Below are 25,986 nucleotides of genomic sequence, written 5' to 3'. Positions count from 1 at the left end.
GCTCCGCGTGCTCGTGAAGCGCCACGTTCGTGTGCGCTCAGGGCGAACCGGGTGGGGCAACTCGGAGCGGTTGAGGCGGGGACGAGGTGGATCAAAACGGTGGACGTCCGGGTGGTGCACATTGGTGGGATGGGTACTGCGGTGACTGAGGCTTGAGGGTCGACGATGGGTACGCGAGATACGATCGGTCATGAATTCATTTCGGGTGGTGCACGTTCGGGTATGCGGTTGAGGCAACCGCAGGGAGTCACCGATAGTGTTTAGAGTGTTACCCAAAAATGAAATTACGTCAAATCAACCTGGCGGGCTCGTCGAAATCACGGCGCGCTGCGGCGTAATGACCCAGGATGCGACCGGCACCGTGAAGACACCCGGAACCGCGTGGAACCGCCGGTGCAGCGCCAGAGCAACCACTATCGCTCCGGCGCAGAGCAGCGGCGGCAACGCTGTCGCAATCATCGCCGGAACGCGCACGTCGAAGGCGACCAAAATAGCCGCGAGCGCCGTCATCGGAAAGGTGTGCAGGAGATAAATCGGCAGGGTGCGGGAGCCGAGTGAGCGCACGAAATCGAAAGCGGGCATCCTGGCGAGCAGCACGGCCACGGTGATGCCGACGATGACAGCGAGCGTGCTCAGCACCAGCAGCACGAACGGAACCCGGGTCAGCGTCAGTTTCGTGGTGATGACGACGAGTGCGGCGTACCCGAGGCACAACATCGCAACATGCCACCACCGTACGGATGGCACGAGGCGACGTACGAGCGGCCCCACGTAGATGGCGGCGATGAAAAACACGAGGTATTTGCCCATCTTGTCCCAGGGCGAGCCGGTGTGCAGCAGCTGCGCACCGAACAGCACCGCGATGACCATGGTGAGCGCGACCTGCAGGAGCGGAGGCCACCGCCGCATCAGCCAGGACAGGGTGAAAAACAGGGGCAACGCGTAGATGAACCACAGATTGGAACTGGGCCGAAGGAACAGGGTGACAAGGCTGGCCCACGTGGCGTTCGGCGTTCCCGACGGGCTGATCGGCGGCAGAGCGAGCAGAAAAAGCGTCTGCATGGTGACCCACGCACCGTAGAGATACAGGAGCAGCGACATACGCTTGCGAAACAACTGCCAGTACGGCAAGCGGATGGCCGACGCGGCCAGAATTCCAGACATGAAGAAAAACAGGGGCATGCGAAACGTGTCGAACAGCGGATTGAGCGGGGCGAGTGCGCCGGCCAGCCCAACCTCGTCCAAGTACATGATGGAGTGATAGAGCACGACCAGGGTGATCGCGATTCCCTTCGCGACGTCGATCCAGGCGTCTCGGCCCGGGACTATTGCCGGCACCCCGGTCATGTCGACTCTTCGGTCGATCGGGCGGGGCGAATGCGGCGGCGGCGCTGCCCGAGCTCGGTGACAAACGGCGGCGGCTCGTAGGCGTAGCGCAGCCAACTGCGCGATGCGAATCGGTTGAGCGCGAGGGCGAGCAGAACGGCCGTGACCGCGAGAATGGGCGGGAGTATGGGCGCGATACCGGCGAGGGCGGGAAAGAAGTTCGGCAGGGAGAGCACGAAGGAAATCAGGATGACGATGGGTGTGTGCGCCAAGTAGATGGGCAGGGTGACCCGCCCGATCGCACCGAACCAGCGCGCGCCGCGCAGGGTGCGACTGAACGCGATGCCGCCGATGACACCGACCAGGCAGTTGAGAAAGTACAGGCCGAATACGTCGCGCAGCTCGAGCAGCGCGACGGTGGCGGTGACGGCCACCCACAGTAGTATCGCCGCACCGATCAGCAGCCGGCTGTCGACCGTGCCGATGCGAATGATCCAGCTGCGCAGGTAGATGCCCGCCAGAAAGAAGAAGTAATACTTGAGCGAGCCGGACCAGCCCACGTTGGCCGTCTCCAGTCCGCTCAGGGCGACGAGTGACACGGCGCCGGCGATCACGAGTTGCAGCCGAGGATCCACCCGGCGGCTGAGCTTGGCGACGACGAAGAAGATCGACAACGCCCAGATGAACCACAGCTCAAACCGGGGCAGTACCGGCGACATCACGAGGCCCAGCACTGCCTGGCGCAAGCCGAAGCCCTCGCCCTTCATGGTCTGGCCGAGCAGGAACACGATCGAGCCGACCACCTCCCAGAGCAGGAAGACCCAGAGGTAGAGACGCACCTTGACCGTCCACAGATCGCGCCAGGGCTTGAGAAGCCATTTAGGGGCGAACAGGCCCGATAAGACGAAGAACAGGGGCATGCGCATCGACGACAGCCCGTCGTTGATTTCTCGCCAGTACGGAATATCGAAACCGGCGCCGAGCAGCCAATTCACGGAGTGGAACAGGGCGACGAGCAGGATGGCGATACCCCGACCGGTGTCAACCCAACCGATGCGTTCGGTCGACGGCCTCGTGCCGCTCATCGTCGGAGCCGAACCAGCGCGGGGCGGAGGGCTGCGGGGCGCAGCAGCGCGGCATCCGTTGCGGCGGGCGCCTTGCGGGTGATGAGCAGTCCGAGCACGAGCACGAGCAAGACCGAGGAGCTGAAGAACGGGCCGAAGAACATGAACCAGACGGCCTTGATGCCGAGGTAGAGCAGCACGGCACTGGCGGTATTGGACGACACGTGCTTGCCGATGCTGCGCACGATGAGTACGAGAATGATGAGGGCGAGGAGAAGCCCGGGAATGCCGAAACCTGCCCAGAAATCGCCGATGATCGAGTGCAGTTCGACGTGCCCGCCGAACATGTAGTTATCGACGTACCCATTGTTCGGGTCGTAGTGGATTGCCGCCATACCGGTTTTGGCGGCCAGGATATCTTGCGGATTGGGTGCGGTACCCACGCCGAACCCCCACGGCTGATGCTGCATGAGCGCGATCGTCGCGGTGAGTTCAGGACGGCCGCCGAGGATGAGCGAACCGGTCTCCTCGAGCTGGGCGAGGGTGCGCTGCCGGGTGGCTTCCCCGAGCGCTCCGTCGAGGATGAGCGCCTGGATCACGTTGAAAACGATGAGGGCGAGCACGCCGAGTCCGAGCAGGGCGCGCAGTGCCGACTTGCCGCGCGTGGGTCGGGTGGGGCGCATTTGCCAAGCGACCAACAGCACCGTCAGAAGCATGAACGCGAACGTGGATCGGGCATCCGTCACGGTGGCGACGACGGTGAGCAGCAGCGCGACGGCTAGTTCCAGCCAGCGACGGCGCAGCTGCAGGGTGATTCCGAGCAGCAGAATGGTCAGGGCCACCGAGTATCCGAACCGCCACGGGTTGGCCGCGTACAGCTCACTTGAGGGCGAGACGCCGAGCAGAATTCCGACGCCGTACCAAATTGCGATCTGGGAATCCGGCAGAACCGTGCGCGCCCAAAGCACGAATCCAACGCCGGCCAGCAAACCAACCAGACCGGCGATCGCGCCGAGGGCCTGGCCGAGGCTCGTGTCGTGCGTGGGTGCCGACAGAGCGGCGAGCCAGATGCCCGAGCCGATCGCGACCACTCCGCCGAGCAGAAGCAGTCGTGCGCCCCAATACTGGCGCAGCACCGGAAACCACACGGGAAACAGTGCCACACAGGCCACGGCGCCCACGGTGACGCCCTGGTCGATGTCGAGCCGCATCGCGACGACGACCAGAACAACCACGACGATGAATTTGTTGACGATGGGCGGCGCCCGGTACACGAAACGACCCGTGCGGGTACGCGGGGGCGGCGCCGGAGCGGGGCGCAGTGCTGTTTCGTTGGAGCGCACCTGAGGGGACACTAGCCACCACCACCCGGGCCGCACAGGAACGGTACGGGCACCGACTCCTGTTGCGCAGCCACATCGTGCATAAGAATAGACGGCTCCGTGCAGTAGCGACAAGAGCGATCCGACTCAAACTGAGAGAACATCACCCCCCCGAGAAGGGGGCGCGGGGGTGGGTGGCCTGCCCTGTATAGTGGCGATTTCATGAGAGATTTTCATCGTGCGACCGGAAGCAGCCTGTGGTCATCAATAAACTCGATCGGCTCTTCGCCGACCTGCGCCGGGACCCGGCCGCCTTGGCCCAGCGCGCGGGTATCAGGGCACGCCTCGCCAGCCTGCGACTGACCAACCGGCTCAGCCGCCGAGCCGTGACGGGATCGGGCGCCGTCGTGGTGAACCTGACCTCGTTCGGCCATCGAATCGACCTGGTGTTCTACGCCCTCGAGACCATTGCTGCCGGGCGAGTTCGCCCCCGACGGCTGATCCTCTGGCTCGATGACACGACGACCGTGACACACCCGCCGGCCACGCTTCGTCGCTTGCAGCGGAGGGGTTTGGAGATTCGTTCCTGCCCCGACTTCGGGCCGCACAAGAAGCAATATCCGTATGCCCTGACCGGGCCGACGCTTCCCCTGGTCGCCGCCGACGACGACGTGTTATATCCTCGCACGTGGCTGGCCGAGCTGCTCGAAGCGGCCGCTCGGCATCCGCTGGATATCACCGGCCAGCGCGCCCACACCATCACCTTCGACGGCGACCGGGTGGCGCCCTATTCCGAGTGGGTCGCCGCCCGCGGCACTGCCGCAAGTTTTCGAACGCTCTGCACCGGCGTCTCCGGCATCTACTACCCGCTCGGGTTGCTCGACGCCCTGCGCGCCGAGGGAGACGCCTTTCTGCGAGTCGCCCCGCGGGCCGACGATCTGTGGGTCTACTCGGTGGGAGTGCGGCACGGCATTCGCGCGCGACAGGTCGGCGAAAGCCAGGCGGAATATCCGGCGATTCCCGGTTCGCAACGCGGCACCCTCTATCGGCTGAACGTGACCGAGGGCGGTAACGACGCGCAGTTCGCGGCGTGCGTCGGCGCGCTCGAACGACAGCGGGTACTGCGCGATGACCCACGCGATTCGGGTGGGTTGTCCAGTCTTCCGCTGGAGCCGTCTGCCGTGCCGGTGGTGAGCGACGTTGGTGCCTAGGCGACCCCGCGGACCGGCGCCGGCCCAGCGGCCTGCTGAGCCTGTGGCCGGCCCGACCACGCGTCGGGCGGCGGCGTCGAACTCGGTGTCGCGCAACATGACGATTGCGCTGATTGGAAACGCTTTCCCCCCCCTCGTCGCGCTGTTCTCCGGTCCGATCCTGGCCCAGGCCCTCGGTGTCGACGGTCGCGGCGCGGTGGCCGCCGCAACCGCACCACTGGCCCTCGTGGTTACCGTCGCGACCTTCGGCGTTCCCGAAGCTGTCACCTGGGCGATCGCCCGCAACCCCACCCTGGCCCGCAATGCGTCGAACCGGGGCTTGCTGATTCTGGTCGTTGCCGGACTGCTCGCCATGGGCGCCGTCGTGTTGTCGGCCGCCTGGCTCAGCGGCGGTGACCCCACGGTGCAGCAGCTCATCCTGGTGGCCTGCCTGGCCATTGTGCCCAACCTGTTGGTCGGCGTGTTCCGCGGGGTGGCATCCGCTACCCAAAGCTGGCGGCTGGTCGCGCTGGAACGCATCATCACCTCGTCGCTCCGGCTCGCCGTGCTGATTCCGTTCTGGATCACCGGCACCCTGACCCCGCTCGTGGCGACGATTGCCGTGGCGGCTATGCCGGTGACCGGGCTGTTCGTCTATATCGGGCGCATGCGCAGCCTCGACCCGCGCGCCTTCGAGGTGCCCCGGGAGGCGCGCACGGCCGGGCTGCTCAGCTACGGCCTGCGCATCTGGGTCGGCTCGCTGTCGGGAATTCTGCTCTCCCGGCTGGACCAAGTGCTCATGACGCCGTTCGCCGGCACCTATCAGCTCGGGCTGTACGTGGTCGCGGTGAGCGTGAGCGAGCTTCCGCTGATCATTAACCAAGCGGTTCGTGACGTGACCTTCGTGGCGGATGCTGCCGATTCGGTCGACGCACGCCTCGCATCCTCGGCCCGCATTTCGACAATGCTGTGCGGCCTGGCCGCGCTGTTCCTCGGCATCAGCATGCTGTGGTGGCTGCCGTTTCTATTCGGCGAAGATTTTCGGCCGGCGCTGCCGGTGGCCGTCGTGTTGCTCACCGCGGTGGTGCTCGGTACGCCGGGGTCGATCGGCGGTTCCGGCCTGAGCGCGCGCGGACGCCCCGGCCTGCGCAGCATGTCGTTGCTGATCGCCTGCCTGGTGAATATTGGACTGCTGATTCTACTGGCACCACCGCTCGGGGCGATGGGGGCCGCGCTGGCAACCCTGGCCGGCAACCTGATCTCGAGCAACCTGAATCTGATGTTCATGTATCGCAAATTCGGCATCAACCCTCTGCAGTTCTACGGCGTGCGACGCACCGACTTTGTGACCCTGCGCGAATACGCGAAACGGTTCACTCGGCGGCGCAGGCGCTAGTTCGTTCCTGTCGGAGTCGTTCCTGTCGGAGTCGTTCCTGTCGGGGCCGTCGTGGGCCTGGCGGCGGGAGCCGGCCGATAGGCCAGGCCGTCACGCAGCCCCCGAGCCGCAGCAATGAGGGGCTGCAACGAGACGAGCAACTGGCGTCGACCCCCGCGGGAGATGACCTCCCAGGCCGACTGCACGCTGCGGTGACGCCAGCGGCGGCGGTCGTCGTCGTCGAGGTTGCGGGCCGCGTAGACCAGGCGGTTGCGCACGTTGTAGTAGTAGTAGGAGTACGACTTGGCCTGGCCGGCGCTGTGCTGGCCGGCGCCCTGGGTGCCGCCCTGTGCGTGGGTCGCTTGCGCGTTGGCACAGACCGTAACGGCTCCCCCGGCCTGTAACACCCGGTGCGAGAGCTCGACGTCTTCCCAGTACAAAAAATAGTCATCGCTGAACCCGCCGACCCGGCGCCAGAGCTCGGAACTGATCAGGAGGCAGGCGCCGCTCAGCCACGGCGTGACCCGTGCGCTCACAAAGTCCCCACGTCTGCGAGTCGCGCGCACGCGGCCGTCGGCGAGATACAGATCGCTTCCGTCAAACCACACCGTGCCGTCCGGCCGCAGGATGCGCGGCGATACCAGGGTGAGCGGATGCGCCGTGACAACCTCGAGCAGGCGGGCGACCTGGTCGGCGGGGATGACGGCATCCGGATTCAACAGAAGAAAGTGGGTGCGGCCGGTCTGCTGCGCCCGCGCGACGCCGAGATTCATTCCACCGCCAAAACCGCGGTTGGTTGGCGACAGCACGTGGTGCCAGCCCTCTCGTTCGGCGAGCGCCGTCACTCTGGCCTGCTCGGCCGCATCGGTGAAGTTGTCAACGACGACGACCTGCAGGCCCGGTGCCGATCGGGACAGCGGTTGCAGGTTCTCTTCGAGCAACGTAGACGACCCGAAATTCACCACCACGACGGCGAGGGAGGCGAAGATCGAGTCGGTCATGGGGTCAGTATTGCAGATCGGTCAGGATTGCCTGATAAATTCTCAGCGCACTAGGCGGCGAAGCGGTCGGTCGCCTCGATGATGGCGTCGAGGATGCCGGGCTGGTCGAAGGCATGGCCGGCGTCGGGAATCAGCTGGAATTCGGCTTCCGGCCAGTTCTTGTGCAGGTCCCACGCGGTGAACGCGGGGGTGCACATGTCATAGCGGCCCTGCACGATGACGCCAGGAATGTCGGCGAGTCGGGACGCGTTGTCGATGAGCTGGTTCGGGGTGAACCAGCCCCGGTTGGCGAAGAAATGGTTTTCGATACGAGCGAATGCCACCGCAAAGGCAGGGTCTGAGAAGTGTGCGATCTTGTCGGGCTCCTGCAGCAGGGTGATCGTCGAGGATTCCCAGGTGGCCCAGGCCACGCCGGCACGTTCGCGCACGAACTGGTCGGGGTCGTGCAGCAGCCGGCCATAAGCCTGAATCAGGTGACCGCGCTCATTTTCGGGAACGGGCGCGAGGAACGACTCCCACAGGTCGGGGTAGATCGCGGCGGCGCCGCCCTCGTAGAACCAGTCGAGCTCGACCGGTCGCAGTGTGAAGATGCCGCGCACGACGAGCTCGGTGACCTTCTCGGGGTGCGTCTCGGCGTAGGCGAGAGCCAAGGTGCTGCCCCACGATCCTCCGCAGACCAGCCAGCGCTCGATGCCGAGGTGCTCGCGCAGTTTTTCCAGGTCGGCCACGAGGGCCCAGGTGGTGTTGACGCTCAGGTCGACGTCGGGCGCGCTCGCGTGCGGCGTGCTGAGGCCGCAGCCACGCTGGTCGAACAGGATGATGCGGTACTTCGCCGGGTCGAACACCCGCCGCTGGTCCGCGCCGGATGCGCCGCCCGGGCCGCCGTGCAGATATACCGCCGGCTTGCCGTCGGGATTGCCCGAGGCCTCCCAGTAGATGGTCTGATTGTCACCGACATCGAGCATGCCGGTTTCGTAGGGTTCACACTCGGGGTAGAAGGTACGCATACCCTGAGCCTATGCCCCGCCCATGGGGCCGCCGGGATCAGCGGCCGACGAGACCCTGCTCGTAGGCCAGAATAACCGCCTGCACCCGGTCCCGCAGGCCGAGTTTGTGCAGGATGCGGCCGACATGGGTTTTCACGGTCGACTCGGAGAGAAAGAACCGCTCGGCCAGTTCGGAGTTGGAGAGTCCCTCGGCGATCGCCAGAAAGACCTCGGTCTCCCGTTCGGTGAGGGCCGCGACGGCGGCCGCAGTATCGGCGTCATGGGCGCCGGCCTGCGGCAGCTGGGTGCCGAAGAGGTCGAGCAGGCGCCGGGTCACCCGCGGTGAAACGGAGGCCTCCCCCGAGACCACCGTGCGAATGGCGTCGATCAGTTCCCCCGGTTCGGCGTTTTTCAGCAGAAAGCCGCTCGCGCCGGCGCGCAACCCACCGAACGCGTACTCGTCGAGGTCAAAGGTCGTGAGGATGATGATGCGGGCTTCCGGCTGGGCCGCCATAATCTGCCGGGTTGCCTCGATGCCGTCGAGTCCCGGCAGGCGCACGTCCATCAGGATGACCTGCGGGCGCACACTCGCGGCGAGCGCAATCGCCTGAGCGCCGTCGCCCGCTTCGGCGACGACGCTGAAGTCGTCTTCGGCCTCAAGCACCATGCGAAAACCCACGCGCAGAAGCGCCTGGTCGTCGACGAGCATGATGCGGATCGGATCGGGCAGCGGGGCCATGCCTGGTCCCGTCATCTCTCCTCGTCGACGGCCGGTTGTCGCGGTTCATTCTCGAAAGTCATAGCGGCGTGCACGCGCCACCCGTCGTGGAGTCCCGCTCCGGCTTCAAAAGTTCCGCCGTAGATAGACACCCGTTCCTGCATGCCGATCAGGCCGCGGCCGAACGCATGAGCGCTCGGTTCGCGGCGCAGCCGACCATTGTCGCTGACCGTGACCTCGGCTCTTCCGGGCGCCGAATTCAGCCGCACCACGACCCGGGTCGGCGTATCGGCGTAGCGCAGCACGTTGGTGAGCGACTCCTGCACCAGCCGAAAGATGGTCAGCTGCACGCTCGGGTTGGTGGGTTCGCGTCCGCTGCGTTCCAACACGACGGGGAGCCCGGTCGATCGAAAGGATTCGACGAGGTCGGCGAGTTGATCGATGCCCGGCTGCGGTGCGAGCGGAACCGGCGCGGTACCGACGTCGAGCACCCCGAGCAGGCGCCGCATCTCGGTCATCGATCGGCGCCCGGTGACAGCAACGTCAAGCATCGCCGCACGGGATCGCCCGATGTCTTTGGCAGCGATGGCATGGGCACCGTCGGCGAGCGCCACCATAACGGACAGACTGTGGGCGACCACGTCGTGCATTTCGGCAGCGATGCGAGACCGCTCGGAGATACGCGAGAACTGCGCCTGTTGGTCGCGTTCGCGGGTCAATTGCGCTGCCAGCTCGAGCAGCGAGGCCACATAGCGTTTGCTGTTGCCCATGTTGACGCCGACCAGGGTGGCGGCGAACATCATGATCGCCACCTGGATGGCCACGGGGATCCAGGGCACCTCGGCCGGATTCACGGTGTGCCACGCGGCCAGACTCGTCAGCACCGTCGACGCACCGAAGCCGATCCAGGCGCTGCGCACGTCGGAGTACACCGCGACAGCGTAGAGCGCGAGGAGCTGAGCCACGAGGTGGGCTTCGCCGTAGTCGGCAAAGGTGAGCAGGCTGACCCAGGTCAGGGCCAGACCGAGCCGCGGCATCCGTCGGCGACAGAACAGGGCAGCGGCCAGGAGCAGCATGATGGCGGCGTTCGGGAGAATATCACGCAGCGGGGCCGGCTCGGCGTCAAGCAGGTTTACAAGAAGGGTGAGCGCCATCGGCACGACGTAGATCAACGCGATGAGCGTGTCGGCCAGGTGCGGATGCCGGGTCCAGAACCGCCGCACGACTCCGGGAGGGGTGGGCAGACGCACGTCTCCCCCCGCTGCGAGTGCGCGCTCGGGGGGAGACGTGTGGGTTCTCATTCTTCGATGGTACGGGTCAGGCGTCGCGGCGCTTGAGCAGCAGGGCGGCCGTACCGAGGCTCACAGCGACCCAGGCGAGAACAACCAGGAACGCCTGCCAGGATTCCATGGTGTTCGGGGTGATCATCTCGGAGCCGGCCACGGTGAACATGAACGGCACGATGTCGGCTACCCACCCGACGAGCATCGAAAAAAGGCCAACGACGGTCGGCAGGAGCAGGATGATTCCAAGCACCGTCGCGATGCCGCCGGCGCTGCTGCGCACGATCGTGCCGATGCCGATGGCGAAGACTGCGATCAGAGCCAGGAACAGCACGTTTCCAAGCAACGGCAGAATCACGTCAACGTCGAATAGGTTCGCGGTGATGTCTTTGGCTCCCAGGATGGGGATGGCCACGAGGTACGACCCGATCACGCTGACCAGGCCCACCACGAAGGTGAATCCGAACAACACGCAGACCTTGGCCCAGAGTGCGGGCAGACGGTTCGGCACCGCGCTGAACGTCGACTTGATCATGCCGCTCGAATACTCACCACTGATCGAGAGCACGCCGAGCACGGCGACGATCAGCTGTCCGAGGCTCAACCCAGATGTTGAGACGATAACGAACATCTGCGCGGTGTCGATACCCATGGCAGCACCGGTGGCCGGGTCGTACCCGGCCGACATGGCAAACGACATCAGCACCGCAATGCCAAGCGCGGCCACGACAACGAGGGAGAAGGTCCAGTATGTGGAGCGCAGGCTCCACAACTTGATCGATTCGGAGCGGAGCAGGCCGGTGAAGCTGAGCCCGGAGCCGGTCGACGCGAAGGATGTGCGCGCAGTGGATGGCGGGGTGGGGTGGGCTACGGTGCTCACCGAGCCGCCTCCGCTTCGGTGGGGGAGGAAGCGTCGCCGGTGCGATACTCCACTTCGTTCTGGGTGAGTTTCATGTAGGCGTCCTCGAGCGAGGCGCTTACCGCGGAGAGTTCGTGCAGGGAGATCTGGGCGGCGGCGGCGCACTCACCAATTTCGGACACGGTCAGTCCGCTGATCTCGAGTACGTCCTGCTCGATGTTGGTGATGGTCACATCCGTCTGCGCCAGCAGGGTTGCGAGGGCCGCGGTGTGCGGGGTGCGTACGCGAACCGTATTCTGGGCAGCCGAGGCGATGATATCGGCGACCGAGGCATCCGCTATCACCCGGCCGCGACCGAGCACGATGAGGTGGTCGGCGGTGAGCGCCATCTCGCTCATGAGGTGCGAGGAGAGCAGCACGGTGCGGCCCTCGGCCGCGAGCTGTCTGGTGAGCTTGCGCACCCACTGCACGCCCTCGGGGTCGAGGCCGTTGACCGGCTCGTCGAGGATGAGCGTGGCCGGGTCGCCGAGCAACGCCGCGGCGATGCCGAGGCGCTGGCCCATGCCGAGCGAGAATCCGCCAGCGCGTTTGCGGGCGACGGACTCGAGGCCGGTGAGATTGATGACCTCGTGTACCCGGCTGGTGGGGATGTTGTGCGTGGCGGCCATGGCGCGCAGGTGGTTGTAGGCGCTGCGACCGGTGTGCACGGCCGTGGCGTCGAGCAGCACGCCGACCTCACGCAGCGGAGCCTTGTGCTCGTGGTACGGTTTGCCGTTGACGATGACCGAGCCGGCGCTGGGACGATCCAGGCCGACGATCATGCGCATCGTTGTGGACTTGCCCGCGCCGTTCGGCCCGAGAAAACCGGTGACCTTGCCCGGTTGCACCACGAAGTCGACCGCGTCGACCGCGGTCTTGCTTCCGTAGTGCTTGGTCAGGGACTGTGCCTGGATCACGACCGCCTCATTCCGTTAGTGGGAGAGCCTCGTTTCACTGCTCTGAAGCCCCCCTATCAAACGGTATGGTCTCCCCTCAATGTGGCGCATCAACCATGGGGATGATTGTGCGCCACCTGTGTCGTACCTGAGTACGACGGGCGGGACTACTTCTTGACCGGCTTCTCGGGGGCGGGCGCGGTCCCAGACGCCCGTTGGGCGGCGTAGTAATCGCGGGCTTCGGTTTGCCGCTCGCGCTCAATGCCACTCGCGATCGTCGCCCGCAGGTGGTCTGGCGAGTAGCCGAACGCGTCGACGAGATCGAGCGCATGCGGTCGAATGCGCGCGATGAGCCGGTCGATGTACGCCGTGACGGCCTGAGCGCGCTGGGCGGAAAGGCGACCGTGGATGAGGTACCAGGCCAGGTTCTTCTCCACCAGGCTGAGGCCGAACAGGTCGCGCAGCCAGGTGAGCACCTGCTTGGTACCGGAATCCGCCGTCGCCTCGAGTGCCCGTGTGAACGACTCCCACTGCAGTAGTTCCCCGTGGGCCCGGGCCGCTTCGATGAGCTCGTTCTGGTGCGCGTTGAACAGGTCGGCGGCCTGCTTCTTGGGCAGTTTGGTGGCGCCGCGCAACTTGCCGGCGACCTCGCCGATCATGCTCTCGACCCGATCGGTGAGCAGCTCGCGCTGCACATCGGCATCGCGAAGGGCGCCGACGGAGCGGGCCGTGGACCCCCGATCGAAAACCGTCTGCCCGAGGGTTCGCAGACCGGTGCCATGGTACGCGCGACCAGCAGCGTGCTGCACGACGTAGCGGGCGAGGGCGCCGACATCCGCTTTGGCGAATTTGCGACTGTAATCAGTGAGCAGTCGCTTGGCAACGAGCTGCAGCAGCACGTTGTTATCGCCCTCGAAGGTCGCGAAGATGTCGAGGTCGGCGCGCAGGCCGACGAGGCGGTTCTCGGCCAGAAATCCGGCGCCGCCGCAGGCTTCGCGGGCCTCCTGCAGGGTGTCGAGCGCGTGCCAGGTGGAGAGCGGCTTGAGCGCGGCGGCGAGGGTCTCCAGGTCTTGCCGGTCGTCGTCGGTGTCGGCCTTGCCGCTGAACACCTCGTCGAACTTCACCAGGAATTCATCGTGCGCGAAGGTCTGCGCGTAGGTCGTGGCGAGGCGCGGGAACAACCGGCGCTGGTGGCGCTGGTAGTCGAGGATGACCTCTTCGTCGGTGTCGCTTCCGGCGGTGAACTGGCGGCGCTGGCTTCCGTAGGTGATCGCGATGGTCAAAGCTAGAGCGGATGCCGCGGTGGCGGCACCGTCGAGCGACACGCGACCCTGCACCAGGGTGCCGAGCATGGTGAAGAAGCGGCGGCCGGGGCTGCCGATCGGGCTGGTGTAGGTGCCGTCTTCGGCGACATCGCCGTACCGGTTGAGCAGGTTTTCGCGCGGGATGCGCACGTTCTCGAAGTGCAGTCGGCCGTTGTCGATGCCGTTGAGGCCACCCTTGAGGCCGTCGTCTTCGCCGCCGACACCGGGCAGGAAGTCGCCGTTCGCGTCGCGAATGGGCAGGTAGAAGGCGTGCACGCCGTGGTTGACGCCCTGGGTGATGAGCTGCGCGAACAGCACGGCGGCGATGCCGTCTTTCGCGGCGTTGCCGAGGTAGTCCTTCCACGCGGCGCGAAACGGGGTGTTGATGACGAACTCGCCGGTGTCGGCGTCGAAGGTCGCGGTGGTGCCGATGCTCGCGACGTCGGAACCGTGGCCAATCTCGGTCATGGCGAATGCCCCGGGAACGCTCAGGTTCATGATACCGGGCAGGTATTTGTCGTGGTGGGTCTTTGTGCCGAGGTGCAGCACGGCGGCACCGAACAGGCCCCACTGCACGCCGCCCTTGATCTGCAGGCTCGGGTCAGCGATGACGAGCTCTTCGAAGCCGGCGATGTTTCCGCCGTGGTCGTCTTGCCCGCCGAGGTGCTTGGGAAAGGCACGCAGCACGTGGCCGTTGGCGGCGAGCACCTTGAGCTGCTCGAGCACGCGCAGGCGGTGGTCAGCCATCGAGAGGCCCTCGATGCGCTGCATGTCGGGGCGCGCGGTGACTTCACGGGCGGCGAGGCGCACGTCGGCCCAGGTGCCGAGCAGCTGACGTCCGAGTACCTCAACATTGACCGCCGGGGCGGTCGGGTCGCCGATGGACTTGATCGGGCCGGTGTCAACGCTGACGTCGAGGCGAGGGTCGATCGTCGTCGATCGGCTGCTGAGGCGCAGGGCCGTGTCAACCATGGTTGGTCCTAACTGTTCGCGCGAGAGTGGTGATCGCAACGTTAGGACCGCAGGTCACGGTCGCGAAATGCCCGGTACCCGGACGACAACGATATATGCCGCCCACGGCATCCGTTTTGTAGGTTCACTACAACTCAGAGCCGCGCAGACCTGCGCACCCCCACAAGGACCTAGCCAATTGGCACCCGGCTCGGCCCGGGAGACTTGAGACGTTGAAACGATTTATTTAGATCAATACTCACAGTTCGGCGAGCGGGAGATGCTGAGATGAGGCGGTTCGGGGACCAGGGAACTAAAATTGCGATCAGGCGGACGCGACGACGACCTCGAGCAGGGCTTCTCCGTAGGCCTCAAGTTTCTTGGCGCCGATGCCGGTGATGCCGTCGAGGGCCGCGAGGGTGGTGGGGCCGGCCGCGGCGACGGCGATCAGTGTCGCGTCGCCGAAGACGATGTAGGCGGGCACGCCCTGCTCCTTCGACTCCGCCGAGCGCCAAACGCGCAGCGCCTCGAACAGGGTTTCCTGAGCCGTACTGAGGTCGGCGGCAGCAACCTTCGCCGCGCTGGGGCGGCGTGCGGCGCTTGAACGTGCGGGGCGGTCGGGTTCACGCCGCAACTGCACCTCGCGGCCGCCGCTGAGAACCTCGGCCGCGGCATCCGTCAGCACCAGGGTGCCGTATTCACCGGAGGTGGCGAGCAGGCCTTGGGCCAGCATCTGCCGGACGACGCCGCGCCAAGCCTGGTCGCTGAGATCGGCGCCGAGTCCCCAGGTGCTGAGAGCAGAGTGTCCGTATTGGGTGGCGCGGGGGGTTTCTTTGCCGCGGAGAATGTCGATGAGGTGACCGGCGCCGAACTTCTGGTTGCGTTCACGCTGCAGGCGCACAATGGTGGAGAGCAGTTTCTGGGCGGGAATGGTGCCGTTCCAGGCCTCGGGAGGCTCCAGGCAGGTGTCGCAGTTGCCGCAGGATTCGCTGGTCTGACCGAAGTAGCGCAGCAGGTTCACGCGGCGACAATGCACCGTTTCGCACAGGGCAAGCATGGCGTCGAGGTGGGCGGAGAGTTTGCGCCGATGGCCGAGGTCGCCGGGCGATTCGTCGATCATGCGGCGCTGCTGCACCACGTCTTGCAGGCCGTAGGCGAGCCAGGCGGTGGCCGGGGCGCCGTCACGTCCAGCGCGACCGGTCTCCTGGTAGTAACCCTCGACCGATTTGGGCAGGTCGATGTGGGCAACGAAACGCACGTCGGGCTTGTCGATTCCCATGCCGAACGCGATCGTGGCGACGATAACGACGCCCTCCTCACGCAGGAACCTGGACTGGGTGCGGGCGCGCAAGCCCGCGTCGAGACCGGCGTGGTACGGCAGAGCGTTCACACCATTCGCGCGCAGAAACTCGGCGGTCTGGTCGACGGTCTTGCGGCTGAGGGCGTAAACGATTCCAGCGTCGCCGGGGTGCTCGGTCTTCAGGAATGCCAGCAGCTGCTTGCGCACCTCGGCCTTGCCGACGATACGGTACTGAATATTGGGTCGGTCAAAGCTCGCCACGAAGTGCTTGGCGTCGCCCAGCTGCAGGCGGGTTGTGATCTCCTGGTGCGTGGCATCGGTCGCCGTCGCGGTGAGGGCGATGCGCGGCACGTCGGGCCAGCGGTCAGCGAGTTCACTGAGAGCCAGGTAGTCCGGCCGAAAATCGTGACCCCACTGCGATACACAGTGGGCCTCGTCGATGGCGAACAGGGCGATGGTTCCGCGGTCAAGCAGCCGTTTGGTGGCCTCGTTGGAGAGTCGCTCGGGGGCGACGTAGAGCAGGTCCAGGTCGCCGTTCAGGTAGTCGCGCTCGACCTGGCTACGGGTCGCGGAATCTTGGCTGGAGTTCAGAAATTCGGCACGTACGCCGACGGCGGTGAGTGCGTCAACCTGGTCTTGCATCAGGGCGATGAGCGGCGACACCACGATGCCGGTACCCGCACGCACGAGGGCGGGAATCTGATAACAGAGGCTCTTGCCGCCGCCGGTCGGCATGAGCACGACGGCGTCCTCGCCGTCGACGACCTGCGCGATAATCTCGGCCTGGTCGCCACGGAATGAGTCGTAGCCGAAGACGGTGTGCAATGCTTCGGCGGCGGTGGCGAATTTGCGTGTCGCGGCGCGAACCGGTGCCGCGGCGCGAGTCGCAGGCCGGGTCGCGGTGGTCTGGTGTGAAGCGGATGCTGCGCCCGCGTACGCGGGCTGCCGCCCGCTGAATTGCGGGTCTGCTTCGGGGGGTGGTGCGTCAAAGTCGTCGGGGGCGTCGAAATCGCTCGGTGGTTCAGAGGAGCTCGGTGGTTCAGTAGAGCTCGGTGGTTCGACGTCGTCAGGGTTCCATGGCAGCTCAGCGTTCCAACTCACCTGCATAACTTTACCCGCGCCCCCTGACACGTTCCCGCACCGAGCGAGTGTGCACCAGCGAGAGTCAGGGGCGGGTTTTGCGACGCAGTATGACGAGGGTTGCTCCCACAACGAGCAGCACTGCGCCGAAGGCTCCCCCCATCCAGGCGATGGTTTGAAGGGTGCTGTCGTTAGCGCCAGAACCGGTCGTTCCGGCAGCTGCGGGGGGCGAGGTGGCCGCATCCGCTTCGGTTCCGCAAGACGGAGCAGTAGCCGCCCCGTCGGCAAGCGACTGGTCTGGAGCCGGCTGCCAGTCAAAGGTGAACTCGTCGGAGATCGAGTGGCCGTCGGTGGAGACCGTTTGCCAGATCACCGTGTACAGCCCGGCCGCGCCAAGTTGAGCCGCAGTTTCGACCGTGGCACCGGAGACGGTTGCGCACCCATCACCATAAAACAGCGGCGCGCTGGCGGGCCCGGTGATGACGATCGCACTGCCCGAGCCTGTTCCGCCTAGATCGAGCAACAGATCACTGGTGGTGACCGAGAACACTCCGGGTTGCTCGGTCACGACCGCGTCGGCGGTTGGAGATGAGCCAACGGCCGAGTTGTGAGCCGATGCGGGAGCCGCTCCCCAGCCGAGGGCCCCGGCTACGACGACGACCGCGAACACGGCTCGGGCCGTACGGCGACCCGTCGGACCGGCCGGCCGGCGATGCGCACGTCGAACCATGCGGGGAGTCACTCTGCCAAGCGTCGTGTTGCCGCGCACGGTATTCGACCGACTGCTCGCGGCGAGCGGGGAGGCGAGCGCGAGCGTGGCGGCAGCGGTACGGTCAGTTGCAGCGAAAATGGGGGTCGTGAACTTCATGATGATCCTTCGGCGTGGGGTGCCCGGCGTGAGCCGACCGGAGCAGAGTGAAGCCTCTGGTACTCGTTCGGGGCGGCGGGGAAGATGGTCTGGTCTGCTGGGTCAGGCGACGAGCGCGGCGGCAGGCGGACCACGGTGGCGCATGGGAGAGAGCACAAGAGCCAGATCTCGCGGCGTCCGTACCGGGGCATCGTGCGCGATGCGCAGCGGGGCCGCCACCGATACCCTGCACCGGGCCGACCTGAACAGGGTACGGATACCCAGGTGAAGGTTGTCAACGAGACCCCAGAACGCGCGTTCCCCGAAACGCAGGGCGAGGACCGTCACGATCGCAGCGCCGAGGTGAGCGAGCCACATGGCGGTACCGTCATGCCCACCGTGGGGGGCCGGGGGCACGAGCGCAGCATTGATCAGGCCGGGCAGCACCTCATGCTGGTGCGTGCCCGACGCGGCGATTGCCTCAGAAGACAGGGCGCCGCCCGATGCCCCGAGCGAGAACAGCCCGTGAAAAATGAACTGGCTGATTAAAACGGATGCGACGCCGCGCCAGAATGACAGGGTGCGGCCCGCGAGGGTGACACACACCATGCCAGCGAAGGCGAGCGACATCACGACCGCCAGCAGGCTGGGCGCTGATGCGCCACCGAGAGCGTGTGAGAGAGCGGCGACAAAAGTCGAGAACAGGGCAACTATCCAGCCGCGCGCGAAGCGGGCCCACCGCGTCGTCATATCTTTCGTACCTCCACCTCACCAGAGTACGTCGCGTCGACCGCCAAATACTCCTTCTGCCGCTCCCACAATCCGCGACCTGGTGAACGTGCGCGCAGGTCAGCGGGATCCGTCTGACCGGCGCCCAGCTTCAGGCGCGGCCGGTGAAGGAGGGTTTGCGCTTCTGTTGGAACGCGGCAAACCCCTCACGGTAGTCGCCGGTGGCGCAGAGCGCGGCCTGGGCGGCGGTCTCGTCGCTCATGCTCTGCCAGAGTCCGAGCCGTTCGTCGCGCAGCGACTGCACGAGCGCCTTGCTCGCGAGAAATGCCTGCGTTGCACCGGATGCCGCGCGCGAGGCCGCCTGCACGGTCGCCTCGGTCAGGTCCACGGCCGGAAATACCTGGCTGAAAAGGCCGCCGGCTACGGCTTCGGCCCCGGACATGAGCCGCCCGCTGTAGATCAGGTCGAGGGTGCGGTGCGCGCCGAGGCGTTCCACGAACAGGGCGTGCCCGCCCGAGTCAAGCGTCGCGCCAAGGTTCGCGAACGGCGAGCCGATCTGTGCGGAGTCGGCGACGTAGACGACGTCAGTGGCGATGAGCAGGCCCAGGCCCACTCCGAGGCACGCGCCGTGCGCGGCCGCGAAGGTCGGCGCCGGAAACCGGTTCATTCGTTGCAGCAGCGGGGTGACGAGGTCGCCGAGGTAGCCGAGCACGTCGTCGGTTTGCGGATCGACCGCTGAAATGTCTCGGCCGGCACAGAAAGCCCGGCCCACACCGCGCAGCACGAGCGCGCGCACGCCGGCCCGCTCGGCGGTCTGGTAGGCCAAGTCGAGCTCCACGATCGCAGCCTCATCGAGGGCGTTGAGCTTGTCGGGCGCGTTCAGCACCACGTGCGCGACGTCCTTGTTTATCGAGAGCTCAATCACGGCATCCGCTTTCTTCGGTGTTAGGCGTCACGGTGTTAAACGTCACGGTGTTAAACGTCACGGTGTTAAACGTCGTAGTCGACGACCACGGTGTCGGTGGTCGGGTGCGACTGGCAGGTCAGCACGTAACCGCGGGCGAGTTCTTCGGGCTCGAGCGCGTAGTTCTCGGTCATCGTGACGTCGCCGCTGACCAGTTTGGCGCGGCAGGTTCCGCAGACTCCGCCGGCGCAGGCGAACGGCACATCGGAACGCACGCGCAGGGCAGCGTTCAGGATGCTCTCATTCGCGTTGACCGGGGTGGTGACGGTGTTGCTCTGGCCGTCGAGGGTGAACTCGATCTGGAAGGTCTTATCACCCGTGCCGATGATGACCGGCCGTCCGCGGTCGCCGCTAGCCGCCGAGGGCTCACCGGTCGTGAACAGCTCGAAGCGCACGCGCGCACGCTCGACTCCGGTGCTTTCCAGCGTGTCGCGGCACAGCTGCACCAGTTCGAACGGACCACACAGAAACCACTCGTCGACCGAGGTCGGGCGCAGAATCGTGTCGAGCATGCGCCGAAACTTTTCTTCGTCGATGCGCCCGGACAGCAACGACGAGGAGCGCTGCTCGCGGGACAGTACGTGGTAAAGCGCGAGGCGGGCCGGGTACCGGTCTTTGAGTTCGGCCAGTTCGTCGAGGAACATCACGTCAAGCGCCGTGCGGTTGGTATAGACGAGCGTGAACAGTGATGTCGTCGAGGCGGAGAGCACGGTGTGCGCGAGGGCCATGAGTGGGGTGATTCCCGAGCCGGCGGCGACGCCGACGACGTGCTTGTGGTCGAGGCTCTGCAGGGTCGAGGTGAAGCTGCCCTGCGGGCTCATCACATCGATTTCGTCGCCGGGGTGCAGTTCACTGTTGGCCCAGGTGGAGAACGCGCCACCGAGGTCACGTTTGATCGCGACGCTGATCGAACCCGATGTCGCCGGCCGACAGATCGAGTAACTGCGACGCAGCTCCTGGCCATCGACCGTGGCGCGCAGGGCGAGGTGCTGGCCCGGCAGATAGTCGAAAGCGCCCTGCAATTTGGGCGGAACGGTGAAGGTGACCTCGACGCTGTCGGCGGTGAGCGGGCGCACTTCGGCCACCGTGAGGGTGTGGAAACGCCCGCGGTGCTTGACCGACGCCAGGGTCGTGGCGCTCTGGTTGACGGATTCGAGACGTGTTGCAGCCACTAGAGCACCTTGAAGTAGTCGAACGGCTCGAGGCAGTCTCGGCATTCGTAGAGAGACTTGCAGGAGGTGGAACCGAAGTGAGCGAGCTCGCGGGTATTGAGCGAGGAACAGCGCGGGCATTTCACGGCCAGTTGTAGCCGGATCGGACCGGCCGGGCCGGAACCGCGCACGGTCGCACGCCCGGTAGGAGCGGCGATGCCGTATTCGCGGAGCTTGGCTTTGCCGATCTCGCTCATCCAGTCGGTGGTCCAGGCCGGGCTGAGCACGAGCTGCACCGACACATTCTCGTAGCCGGCGCCCGTGAGCACCTCGAGAACGTCGTCGCGCATGGCATCCATGGCGGGGCATCCACTGTAGGTCGGCGTCAGGGTGACAGCGACCGCGTCGCTGCTGACTTTCACCGAGCGCAGTACGCCGAGGTCTTCGATCGTGAGCACCGGAATCTCGGGGTCGACGACCTGGGCGGCAACCGCCCATGCGGCGAGCGACACCGCGTCGGGGGGACGGGGGCGGGCCAGGGCCTCGTGCAGCTCAGACGAGTGGCGGTCGGTGGTCACCATGATGCTCCGGGGTGGGCGCGGGTGAGCACCTGCATTTCGGCGAGGAGAAAGGCGAGGTGCTCGGAGTGCGTGCCGGTGCGGCCGCCACCGGAGGCTACAAATCCGCGCGCAATTTCGAGCTCGGCCTCGGCCAGCACCGGCGCGATGGCGGCGTCAAACGCCGAACGCAGGGTCGACGGGCGAACCGCGATTCCTTCGAGACGGTCGATGAGCGGGTTGTCGCGAAAGACCTCGTCCACGTAGGGCCACAGGTCGGACAGCGCGGTGATCATGCGACGGCGCGACTCGTCGGTGCCGTGCGCGAGGCGCAGCACCCATTGGGTGGAGTGGTCGCGGTGGTAGTCGACCTCTTTCACCGCTTTGGCCGCGATCGCGGCGAGGGTCGCGTCAGCGGATGCCCGCAGCCGGCTGTACAGCTCGAACAGATAATGGGCCACGATGAACTGGCGCGCGATCGTGTGGGCGAAGTCGCCGTTGGGCTGCTCGACGATGTGCAGCGACCGAAAATCCGGCTCGGTGCGCCAGTAGGCGAGGTCGTCCTCGGTCCGGTTCGATGCGGTGCCGGCGTAGTGCAGCAGGGAACGAGCGTGCCCGATCAGGTCGAGGGCGACGTTGCCGAGGGCGACGTCTTCTTCAAGCTCGGGTGCGCGGGAGATCCAGGCGCCGAGCTGCTGGGCCAAAATGAGCGAGTCGTCGCCGAGCCACAGGGCGTATTCCGCCACGTCCGCCGTGGCGACGGACGGGCCCTCAATAAGCTCGGCGTCGAGCGTGGTGACATCGACCGCGACGTGGCCGTGGTCGTCGACGTGGCCGTGGTCGTCGGCGTGGCCGTGGTCGTCGGCGTGGCTGTCGGCATGGCTGTCGGCGTCAGAATTGATGCGTTCACTCACAGGTGCTTCACTCCCTCGCTCTTGGAGTAGTAGCTCGCGTGGCGGTAGTTCTTGCCAGCGGGTGATTCAAAGAAGGCGCCCTTGGCGTCGGGGTCACTCGTGGTGATGGCAGCGGCGGGAACGACCCAGACCGAGACGCCCTCACTGCGGCGGGTGTACAAGTCACGCGCATTGCGCACGGCGAGGGTCTCGTCGGGAGCGTGCAGCGAGCCGACGTGCACGTGGCTGAGGCCGCGGTTGGATCGAACGAACACCTCCCAAAGGGGCCAGATTTCTGCTGCAGAATCACCGGGAGTGGTCATGAGGCTGCCATTTCGAGAGTGGTGGTGAGTGCGTACTGCTTGCGGGCGTAGGCCGCGGCGGCTTCGCGCACCCACTGGCCTTCCTCGTGGGCGTCGCGTCGGCGCTGCAAACGCTGGGCATTGTTCGGGCCACGACCGGCGAGCACCTCGTGGAACTCGGTCCAGTCGATCTCACCGAGATCCCACTGCTGGGTCACCTCGTTGAAGTGCAGGTCGGGGTCGGGCAGGGTGACGCCGAGCACGGCGGCCTGGGGGACGAGCATGTTCACGAAGCGCTGACGGAGGTCGTCGTTGGAGTGCCGCTTGATCTTCCAGGCCATCGACTGCGCCGAGTTGGGCGAGTCGTCATCGGGTGGGCCGAACATCATGAGCGCGGGCCAGTACCAACGGTTGACCGAGTCCTGAGCCATCTCACGCTGCTCCTCGGTGCCGGCCATGAGCTCGAGAAGAATCTCGAAGCCCTGACGCTGGTGAAAGGACTCCTCCTTGCAGATGCGCACCATCGCGCGGCCGTAGGGACCATAGGAGGCCCGGCAGAGCGGCACCTGGTTGCAGATGGCGGCACCGTCGACGAGCCAACCGATCGAGCCCATGTCAGCCCAGGTCGGGGTCGGGTAGTTGAAGATCGAGGAGTATCGCGCCTTGCCGGCGATGAGAGCATCCGTCATGTCGTCGCGGGTGGCACCGAGGGTTTGCGCGGCGGAGTAGAGGTACAGTCCGTGACCGGCTTCGTCCTGCACCTTGGCCATGAGGATGGCCTTGCGCTTGAGACTTGGGGCGCGAGTGATCCAGTTCGACTCGGGCTGCATACCGATGATCTCGGAATGCGCGTGCTGTGAGATCTGGCGCACGAGCGACTTGCGGTACCCCTCGGGCATCCAGTCGCGCGGCTCAATGCGCGAGTCCGCTTCGATCAAGTCGTTGAACTGCTGCTCTTCGACGCTGATAGCGACGGTTGCGCTCGTATCGGGCGTGATGGTGCTTGTCATCATCGGCTCCTGGTCTGCGTTGACTGCGGTGGTCGTGGAGAGTGCGGGCGGCGCTACGGTAATGCGCGTTGAGAATTTTGCGCACTGGTCGGCAATCTATTACCAACCGATCGTTCAGTTAGTATATAGTCACATTATCGGGCGGGCAACCCCCGAGGACATGAGCTTCATCAGCGCAACGCTGATCGCTCACCGCACGGCAACTCAACGAGGAGAACCGAATGACCGAAGCACTGCCCGTCGGCAGCCAGGCCATGATGCAGCGCGACCGGGCATCCGCTTCTCTCGGCATGATCGTGCTCCGTAACGAGCCGGGCCATTCCGTCGTCTCGATGATCGTGCGCGACGATATGCTCAACGGTTTCGATGTGACCCACGGCGGCTTCGTCTTCGCCCTCGCCGACACGGCCTTCGCTATTGCCTGCAACGATTCGCACCACGTCACGCTCGCTGCTGGCGCCGACATCACATTCTTGAAGCCGACAACGAGCGGCCAGAATCTCACCGCGACCGCGATACTGCGCGTGAAAAGCGGCCGGAGCGGCATCTATGACGTACGCGTCACCGTCGATAACGATGTGACGGTGGCCGAATTTCGCGGCCGCAGCCGCACCACCAACCTGTCCGTCCCCGCCCGCAACCACCTCTAGCCCTTCCGGAAGGCATCATGTCAACGCTGACCAAGACCCGTCTGCACGCACCGGCACTCGCGGAACTCGATGCGGCCGAGCGGATGTCCCGCGACGAGATCCGTGCGCTTCAGCTCACGCGCCTTCAGCACACCGTGCGGCACGCCTACGAGAACGTTCCCCTGTATACGCGCAAGTTTGATGCTGCCGGTGTGCACCCCGATGATATTCGCACGCTCGAAGACGTGGCGCTGCTGCCCTTCACGACCAAGGAAGACCTGCGCGTCTCCTATCCGTTCGGCATGTTCGCGGTACCGATGGACCAGGTAGCGCGCATTCACACTTCCTCGGGCACGACCGGGCTGCCGACCGTCGTCGGGTACACCAAGAACGACCTCGCGATTTGGTCTGGCCTGGTGGCCCGCAGCCTACGTGCCTCAGGCGTGCGCCCCGGTATGAAAGTCCACAACGCCTACGGGTATGGCCTGTTCACCGGCGGGCTCGGCGCCCACGCCGGTATTGAAGCGCTCGGCGCCTGCGCCATCCCGATGTCCGGCGGGCAGACCAACAAGCAGGTGCAAATGATCACCGACTTCGAGCCGGACGTCATTCTGTCGACGCCGAGCTATCTGCTCACCATCACCGACGCCATGGTCGCTGCCGGCCTCGATCCGCGCCGTTCCAGCCTCAAGGCCGGTGTGCTCGGAGCTGAGCCGTGGACCAACCAGATGCGCCTCGAACTTGAGGGTCGCCTCGACTTTGATGCGCTCGACATCTATGGCCTCAGTGAAGTCATGGGCCCGGGCGTCGGCAATGAGTGCATCGAGTCGAAAGATGGCCCGCACCTGTGGGAAGACCATTTTCTGCCCGAAATCATCAACGGTGATACCGGCGTCACGCTGCCCGATGGTGAAACTGGCGAGCTCGTCTTCACCTCCCTCACCAAGGAGGCGTTTCCGGTCATCCGTTATCGCACGCGCGACCTGACCCGACTGCTGCCCGGCACCGCCCGGCCGGGTATGCGCCGCATGGAGAAGATCACCGGCCGCAATGACGACATGATCATTCTGCGTGGGGTGAACCTCTTTCCGACCCAGATCGAAGAGATCGTTCTCGGCATTGAGCACCTTTCGCCGCATTTCGTGCTCGAACTGACCCGTCCGTCGCGCATGGACGAGCTGACCGTGCGCATCGAACGGCACGACCACGCCGACGATGCCGCTTCGGCGGCTGCCCGCGCCCTGCTCATCGCCCTGATCAAGGATCGAATCGGTTCGAGTGTCGACGTGCTCATCGTCGAACCGGGCACCCTGGAACGCAGCACCGGCAAGCACAAGCGCGTCTACGACCTGCGCTAGGCGGTCGTAGACGGCACGCCTGCGTGAGAGACTCAGTATCTATGCCTGACGTACATACGCCCAAACGCGGACGCCCCGGTTACGACCAGCGCGCCATTCTCGAAATCGCGGTCACCGCGTTCAACGAGTTCGGCTACGACGCCACGTCTATGGGAGTGCTCGCAACGCGCCTGAGTCTCTCGAAAGCGGCCATTTACCACCACTTTTCCTCCAAGGAAGAAGTGCTACAGCTCGCCCTCGACGAGGCCCTCAACGGCCTCGAGGGCGTGCTGTTGGAACCGGGGGCCTTGACCGGCAGCGCGATTGACCGCCTGGCCTACGTCCTTCGCGGCGGCGTGCACGTACTCACGTCACGCCTGCCATACGTCACCCTGCTTCTGCGTGTGCGCGGAAACACCGACGTTGAACGTCTCGCCCTCACCCGCCGCCGCGCTTTCGACCGCACCGTCTCGGCGCTCGTCGTCGAGGCTCGCGACGAGGGCTCGCTGCGCAGCGACATCGACCCGCGGGTCGTCACGCGTCTGCTCTTCGGCATGGTCAACTCCATTGCCGAGTGGTACCGCCCCGAGGGCACCGAAGATACCGCCCAGCTCGCTAAAGACGTGCTCGCCGTGGCTCTGGACGGTCTTCGCCGCCGCTGACGTCGGGTGGCCTTTGATCGTGCTCCGGCACCCGCGGTGGTCTCGGCAGGCTCGACGAACGGCGTTGCTGGTTAACGCAAGAAAGCCACCCCGTGAGGGATGGCTTTCCTGTTTGTTGCGACGTTAAGTCCGGCGGTGTCTTACTCTCCCACAGGGTCCCCCCTGCAGTACCATCAGCGCTGAGAGTCTTAGCTTCCGGGTTCGGAATGTG

24 protein-coding genes and 1 rRNA gene are annotated in these 25,986 nt (G+C 65.7%); 5 read left to right on the top strand and 20 right to left on the bottom strand.

The features are described from left to right. Nucleotides 1–294: 294 nt before the first annotated feature. The 3 genes from LH475_RS09520 to LH475_RS09510 are packed head-to-tail and all read right to left on the bottom strand — an operon-like array spanning nt 295 to nt 3,745. Nucleotides 295–1,347: an acyltransferase family protein gene (locus LH475_RS09520; RefSeq protein WP_196844746.1), complete on the bottom strand. Its 1,053-nt coding sequence runs from the start codon at nt 1,345–1,347 to the stop codon at nt 295–297. Continuing rightward, nucleotides 1,344–2,411 (bottom strand): acyltransferase family protein, encoded by a 1,068-nt coding sequence (locus LH475_RS09515; RefSeq protein ID WP_196844747.1) that lies wholly within the window; start codon nt 2,409–2,411, stop codon nt 1,344–1,346. The genes LH475_RS09520 and LH475_RS09515 overlap by 4 nt, the downstream gene beginning before the upstream one ends. Further along, nucleotides 2,408–3,745 (bottom strand): O-antigen ligase family protein, encoded by a 1,338-nt coding sequence (locus LH475_RS09510; protein WP_196844748.1) that lies wholly within the window; start codon nt 3,743–3,745, stop codon nt 2,408–2,410. Before LH475_RS09510 ends, LH475_RS09515 begins: the two co-directional genes overlap by 4 nt. A gap of 224 nt (nt 3,746–3,969) precedes the next feature. Between LH475_RS09510 and LH475_RS09505 the strand changes: the two genes are divergently transcribed. Both LH475_RS09505 and LH475_RS09500 read left to right on the top strand, forming a co-directional pair. Continuing rightward, on the top strand, nt 3,970–4,923 hold the full coding sequence (locus tag LH475_RS09505) for a hypothetical protein (protein ID WP_196844749.1): 954 nt from the start codon (nt 3,970–3,972) through the stop codon (nt 4,921–4,923). Nucleotides 4,924–4,966: 43 nt separating this feature from the next. Beyond that, the gene (locus LH475_RS09500; RefSeq protein WP_196844750.1) at nt 4,967–6,298 is read left to right on the top strand and encodes an oligosaccharide flippase family protein; all 1,332 of its coding nucleotides are present in this window, start codon (nt 4,967–4,969) and stop codon (nt 6,296–6,298) included. Here the strand turns inward: LH475_RS09500 and LH475_RS09495 are convergent. The 16 genes from LH475_RS09495 to paaA all read right to left on the bottom strand — a co-directional run bounded on the left by LH475_RS09495 (nt 6,295) and on the right by paaA (nt 23,150). Beyond that, nucleotides 6,295–7,278 (bottom strand): glycosyltransferase family 2 protein, encoded by a 984-nt coding sequence (locus LH475_RS09495; protein ID WP_196844751.1) that lies wholly within the window; start codon nt 7,276–7,278, stop codon nt 6,295–6,297. The genes LH475_RS09500 and LH475_RS09495 overlap by 4 nt on opposite strands. A 50-nt stretch (nt 7,279–7,328) precedes the next feature. Beyond that, the gene (gene pip / locus LH475_RS09490; protein WP_196844752.1) at nt 7,329–8,285 is read right to left on the bottom strand and encodes a prolyl aminopeptidase; all 957 of its coding nucleotides are present in this window, start codon (nt 8,283–8,285) and stop codon (nt 7,329–7,331) included. A 37-nt stretch (nt 8,286–8,322) separates the two neighbouring features. Continuing rightward, nucleotides 8,323–9,018: a response regulator transcription factor gene (locus LH475_RS09485; RefSeq protein WP_297413642.1), complete on the bottom strand. Its 696-nt coding sequence runs from the start codon at nt 9,016–9,018 to the stop codon at nt 8,323–8,325. After that, nucleotides 9,015–10,283 carry a histidine kinase gene (locus tag LH475_RS09480; RefSeq protein WP_196844753.1) on the bottom strand — a complete coding sequence of 423 codons (1,269 nt, stop codon included), beginning with the start codon at nt 10,281–10,283 and terminating at the stop codon, nt 9,015–9,017. Before LH475_RS09480 ends, LH475_RS09485 begins: the two co-directional genes overlap by 4 nt. A gap of 16 nt (nt 10,284–10,299) precedes the next feature. Further along, on the bottom strand, nt 10,300–11,145 hold the full coding sequence (locus tag LH475_RS09475) for an ABC transporter permease (RefSeq protein ID WP_196844754.1): 846 nt from the start codon (nt 11,143–11,145) through the stop codon (nt 10,300–10,302). Beyond that, on the bottom strand, nt 11,142–12,080 hold the full coding sequence (locus tag LH475_RS09470; protein ID WP_196844755.1) for an ATP-binding cassette domain-containing protein: 939 nt from the start codon (nt 12,078–12,080) through the stop codon (nt 11,142–11,144). Before LH475_RS09470 ends, LH475_RS09475 begins: the two co-directional genes overlap by 4 nt. 146 nt (nt 12,081–12,226) lie before the next feature. Beyond that, nucleotides 12,227–14,335, bottom strand: coding sequence for an acyl-CoA dehydrogenase (locus LH475_RS09465; protein ID WP_196844756.1), 2,109 nt, complete (start codon nt 14,333–14,335; stop codon nt 12,227–12,229). A gap of 304 nt (nt 14,336–14,639) precedes the next feature. Continuing rightward, on the bottom strand, nt 14,640–16,439 hold the full coding sequence (recQ, locus tag LH475_RS09460) for a DNA helicase RecQ (protein WP_297413674.1): 1,800 nt from the start codon (nt 16,437–16,439) through the stop codon (nt 14,640–14,642). Nucleotides 16,440–16,779: 340 nt separating this feature from the next. Then, entirely contained in the window at nt 16,780–17,562 is a 783-nt protein-coding gene (locus LH475_RS09455; RefSeq protein WP_196844758.1) for a copper resistance CopC family protein, read from the bottom strand. Between the two features lie 102 nt (nt 17,563–17,664). Beyond that, nucleotides 17,665–18,291, bottom strand: coding sequence for a hypothetical protein (locus LH475_RS09450; RefSeq protein ID WP_297413638.1), 627 nt, complete (start codon nt 18,289–18,291; stop codon nt 17,665–17,667). A 130-nt stretch (nt 18,292–18,421) separates the two neighbouring features. Continuing rightward, complete coding sequence (locus LH475_RS09445) at nt 18,422–19,195, bottom strand: enoyl-CoA hydratase/isomerase family protein (RefSeq protein ID WP_196844760.1); 774 nt, start codon at nt 19,193–19,195, stop codon at nt 18,422–18,424. Between the two features lie 65 nt (nt 19,196–19,260). After that, nucleotides 19,261–20,361 carry a 1,2-phenylacetyl-CoA epoxidase subunit PaaE gene (paaE, locus tag LH475_RS09440; RefSeq protein ID WP_297413672.1) on the bottom strand — a complete coding sequence of 367 codons (1,101 nt, stop codon included), beginning with the start codon at nt 20,359–20,361 and terminating at the stop codon, nt 19,261–19,263. 44 nt (nt 20,362–20,405) lie between these two features. Then, nucleotides 20,406–20,966 carry a 1,2-phenylacetyl-CoA epoxidase subunit PaaD gene (gene paaD / locus LH475_RS09435; protein ID WP_297413635.1) on the bottom strand — a complete coding sequence of 187 codons (561 nt, stop codon included), beginning with the start codon at nt 20,964–20,966 and terminating at the stop codon, nt 20,406–20,408. After that, the gene (gene paaC / locus LH475_RS09430) at nt 20,960–21,718 is read right to left on the bottom strand and encodes a 1,2-phenylacetyl-CoA epoxidase subunit PaaC (protein WP_297413670.1); all 759 of its coding nucleotides are present in this window, start codon (nt 21,716–21,718) and stop codon (nt 20,960–20,962) included. The genes paaD and paaC overlap by 7 nt, the downstream gene beginning before the upstream one ends. A gap of 134 nt (nt 21,719–21,852) precedes the next feature. After that, nucleotides 21,853–22,158, bottom strand: a complete 306-nt coding sequence (paaB, locus tag LH475_RS09425) for a 1,2-phenylacetyl-CoA epoxidase subunit PaaB (RefSeq protein ID WP_092106867.1) — start codon at nt 22,156–22,158, stop codon at nt 21,853–21,855. Continuing rightward, nucleotides 22,155–23,150: a 1,2-phenylacetyl-CoA epoxidase subunit PaaA gene (gene paaA / locus LH475_RS09420; RefSeq protein ID WP_196844763.1), complete on the bottom strand. Its 996-nt coding sequence runs from the start codon at nt 23,148–23,150 to the stop codon at nt 22,155–22,157. Before paaA ends, paaB begins: the two co-directional genes overlap by 4 nt. A 218-nt stretch (nt 23,151–23,368) precedes the next feature. Here paaA and paaI point away from each other — a divergent pair, with 218 nt between their 5' ends. The 3 genes from paaI to LH475_RS09405 are packed head-to-tail and all read left to right on the top strand — an operon-like array spanning nt 23,369 to nt 25,775. Further along, complete coding sequence (gene paaI / locus LH475_RS09415) at nt 23,369–23,797, top strand: hydroxyphenylacetyl-CoA thioesterase PaaI (protein WP_297413624.1); 429 nt, start codon at nt 23,369–23,371, stop codon at nt 23,795–23,797. A gap of 17 nt (nt 23,798–23,814) precedes the next feature. Then, the gene (gene paaK, locus LH475_RS09410; RefSeq protein ID WP_196844765.1) at nt 23,815–25,134 is read left to right on the top strand and encodes a phenylacetate--CoA ligase PaaK; all 1,320 of its coding nucleotides are present in this window, start codon (nt 23,815–23,817) and stop codon (nt 25,132–25,134) included. A gap of 41 nt (nt 25,135–25,175) precedes the next feature. Continuing rightward, a complete protein-coding gene (locus LH475_RS09405; protein WP_196844766.1) occupies nt 25,176–25,775 on the top strand; it encodes a TetR/AcrR family transcriptional regulator in 600 nt (199 codons plus the stop codon). A gap of 127 nt (nt 25,776–25,902) precedes the next feature. Here LH475_RS09405 and rrf read toward each other — a convergent pair. Beyond that, a 5S ribosomal RNA gene (gene rrf / locus LH475_RS09400) occupies nt 25,903–25,986 on the bottom strand; the annotation flags it as partial.

Origin of the sequence: Cryobacterium sp. (genome assembly GCF_026786305.1) — a bacterium.
Classification (GTDB): domain Bacteria; phylum Actinomycetota; class Actinomycetes; order Actinomycetales; family Microbacteriaceae; genus Cryobacterium.
This window is presented reverse-complemented; position numbering and strand designations above follow the sequence as displayed.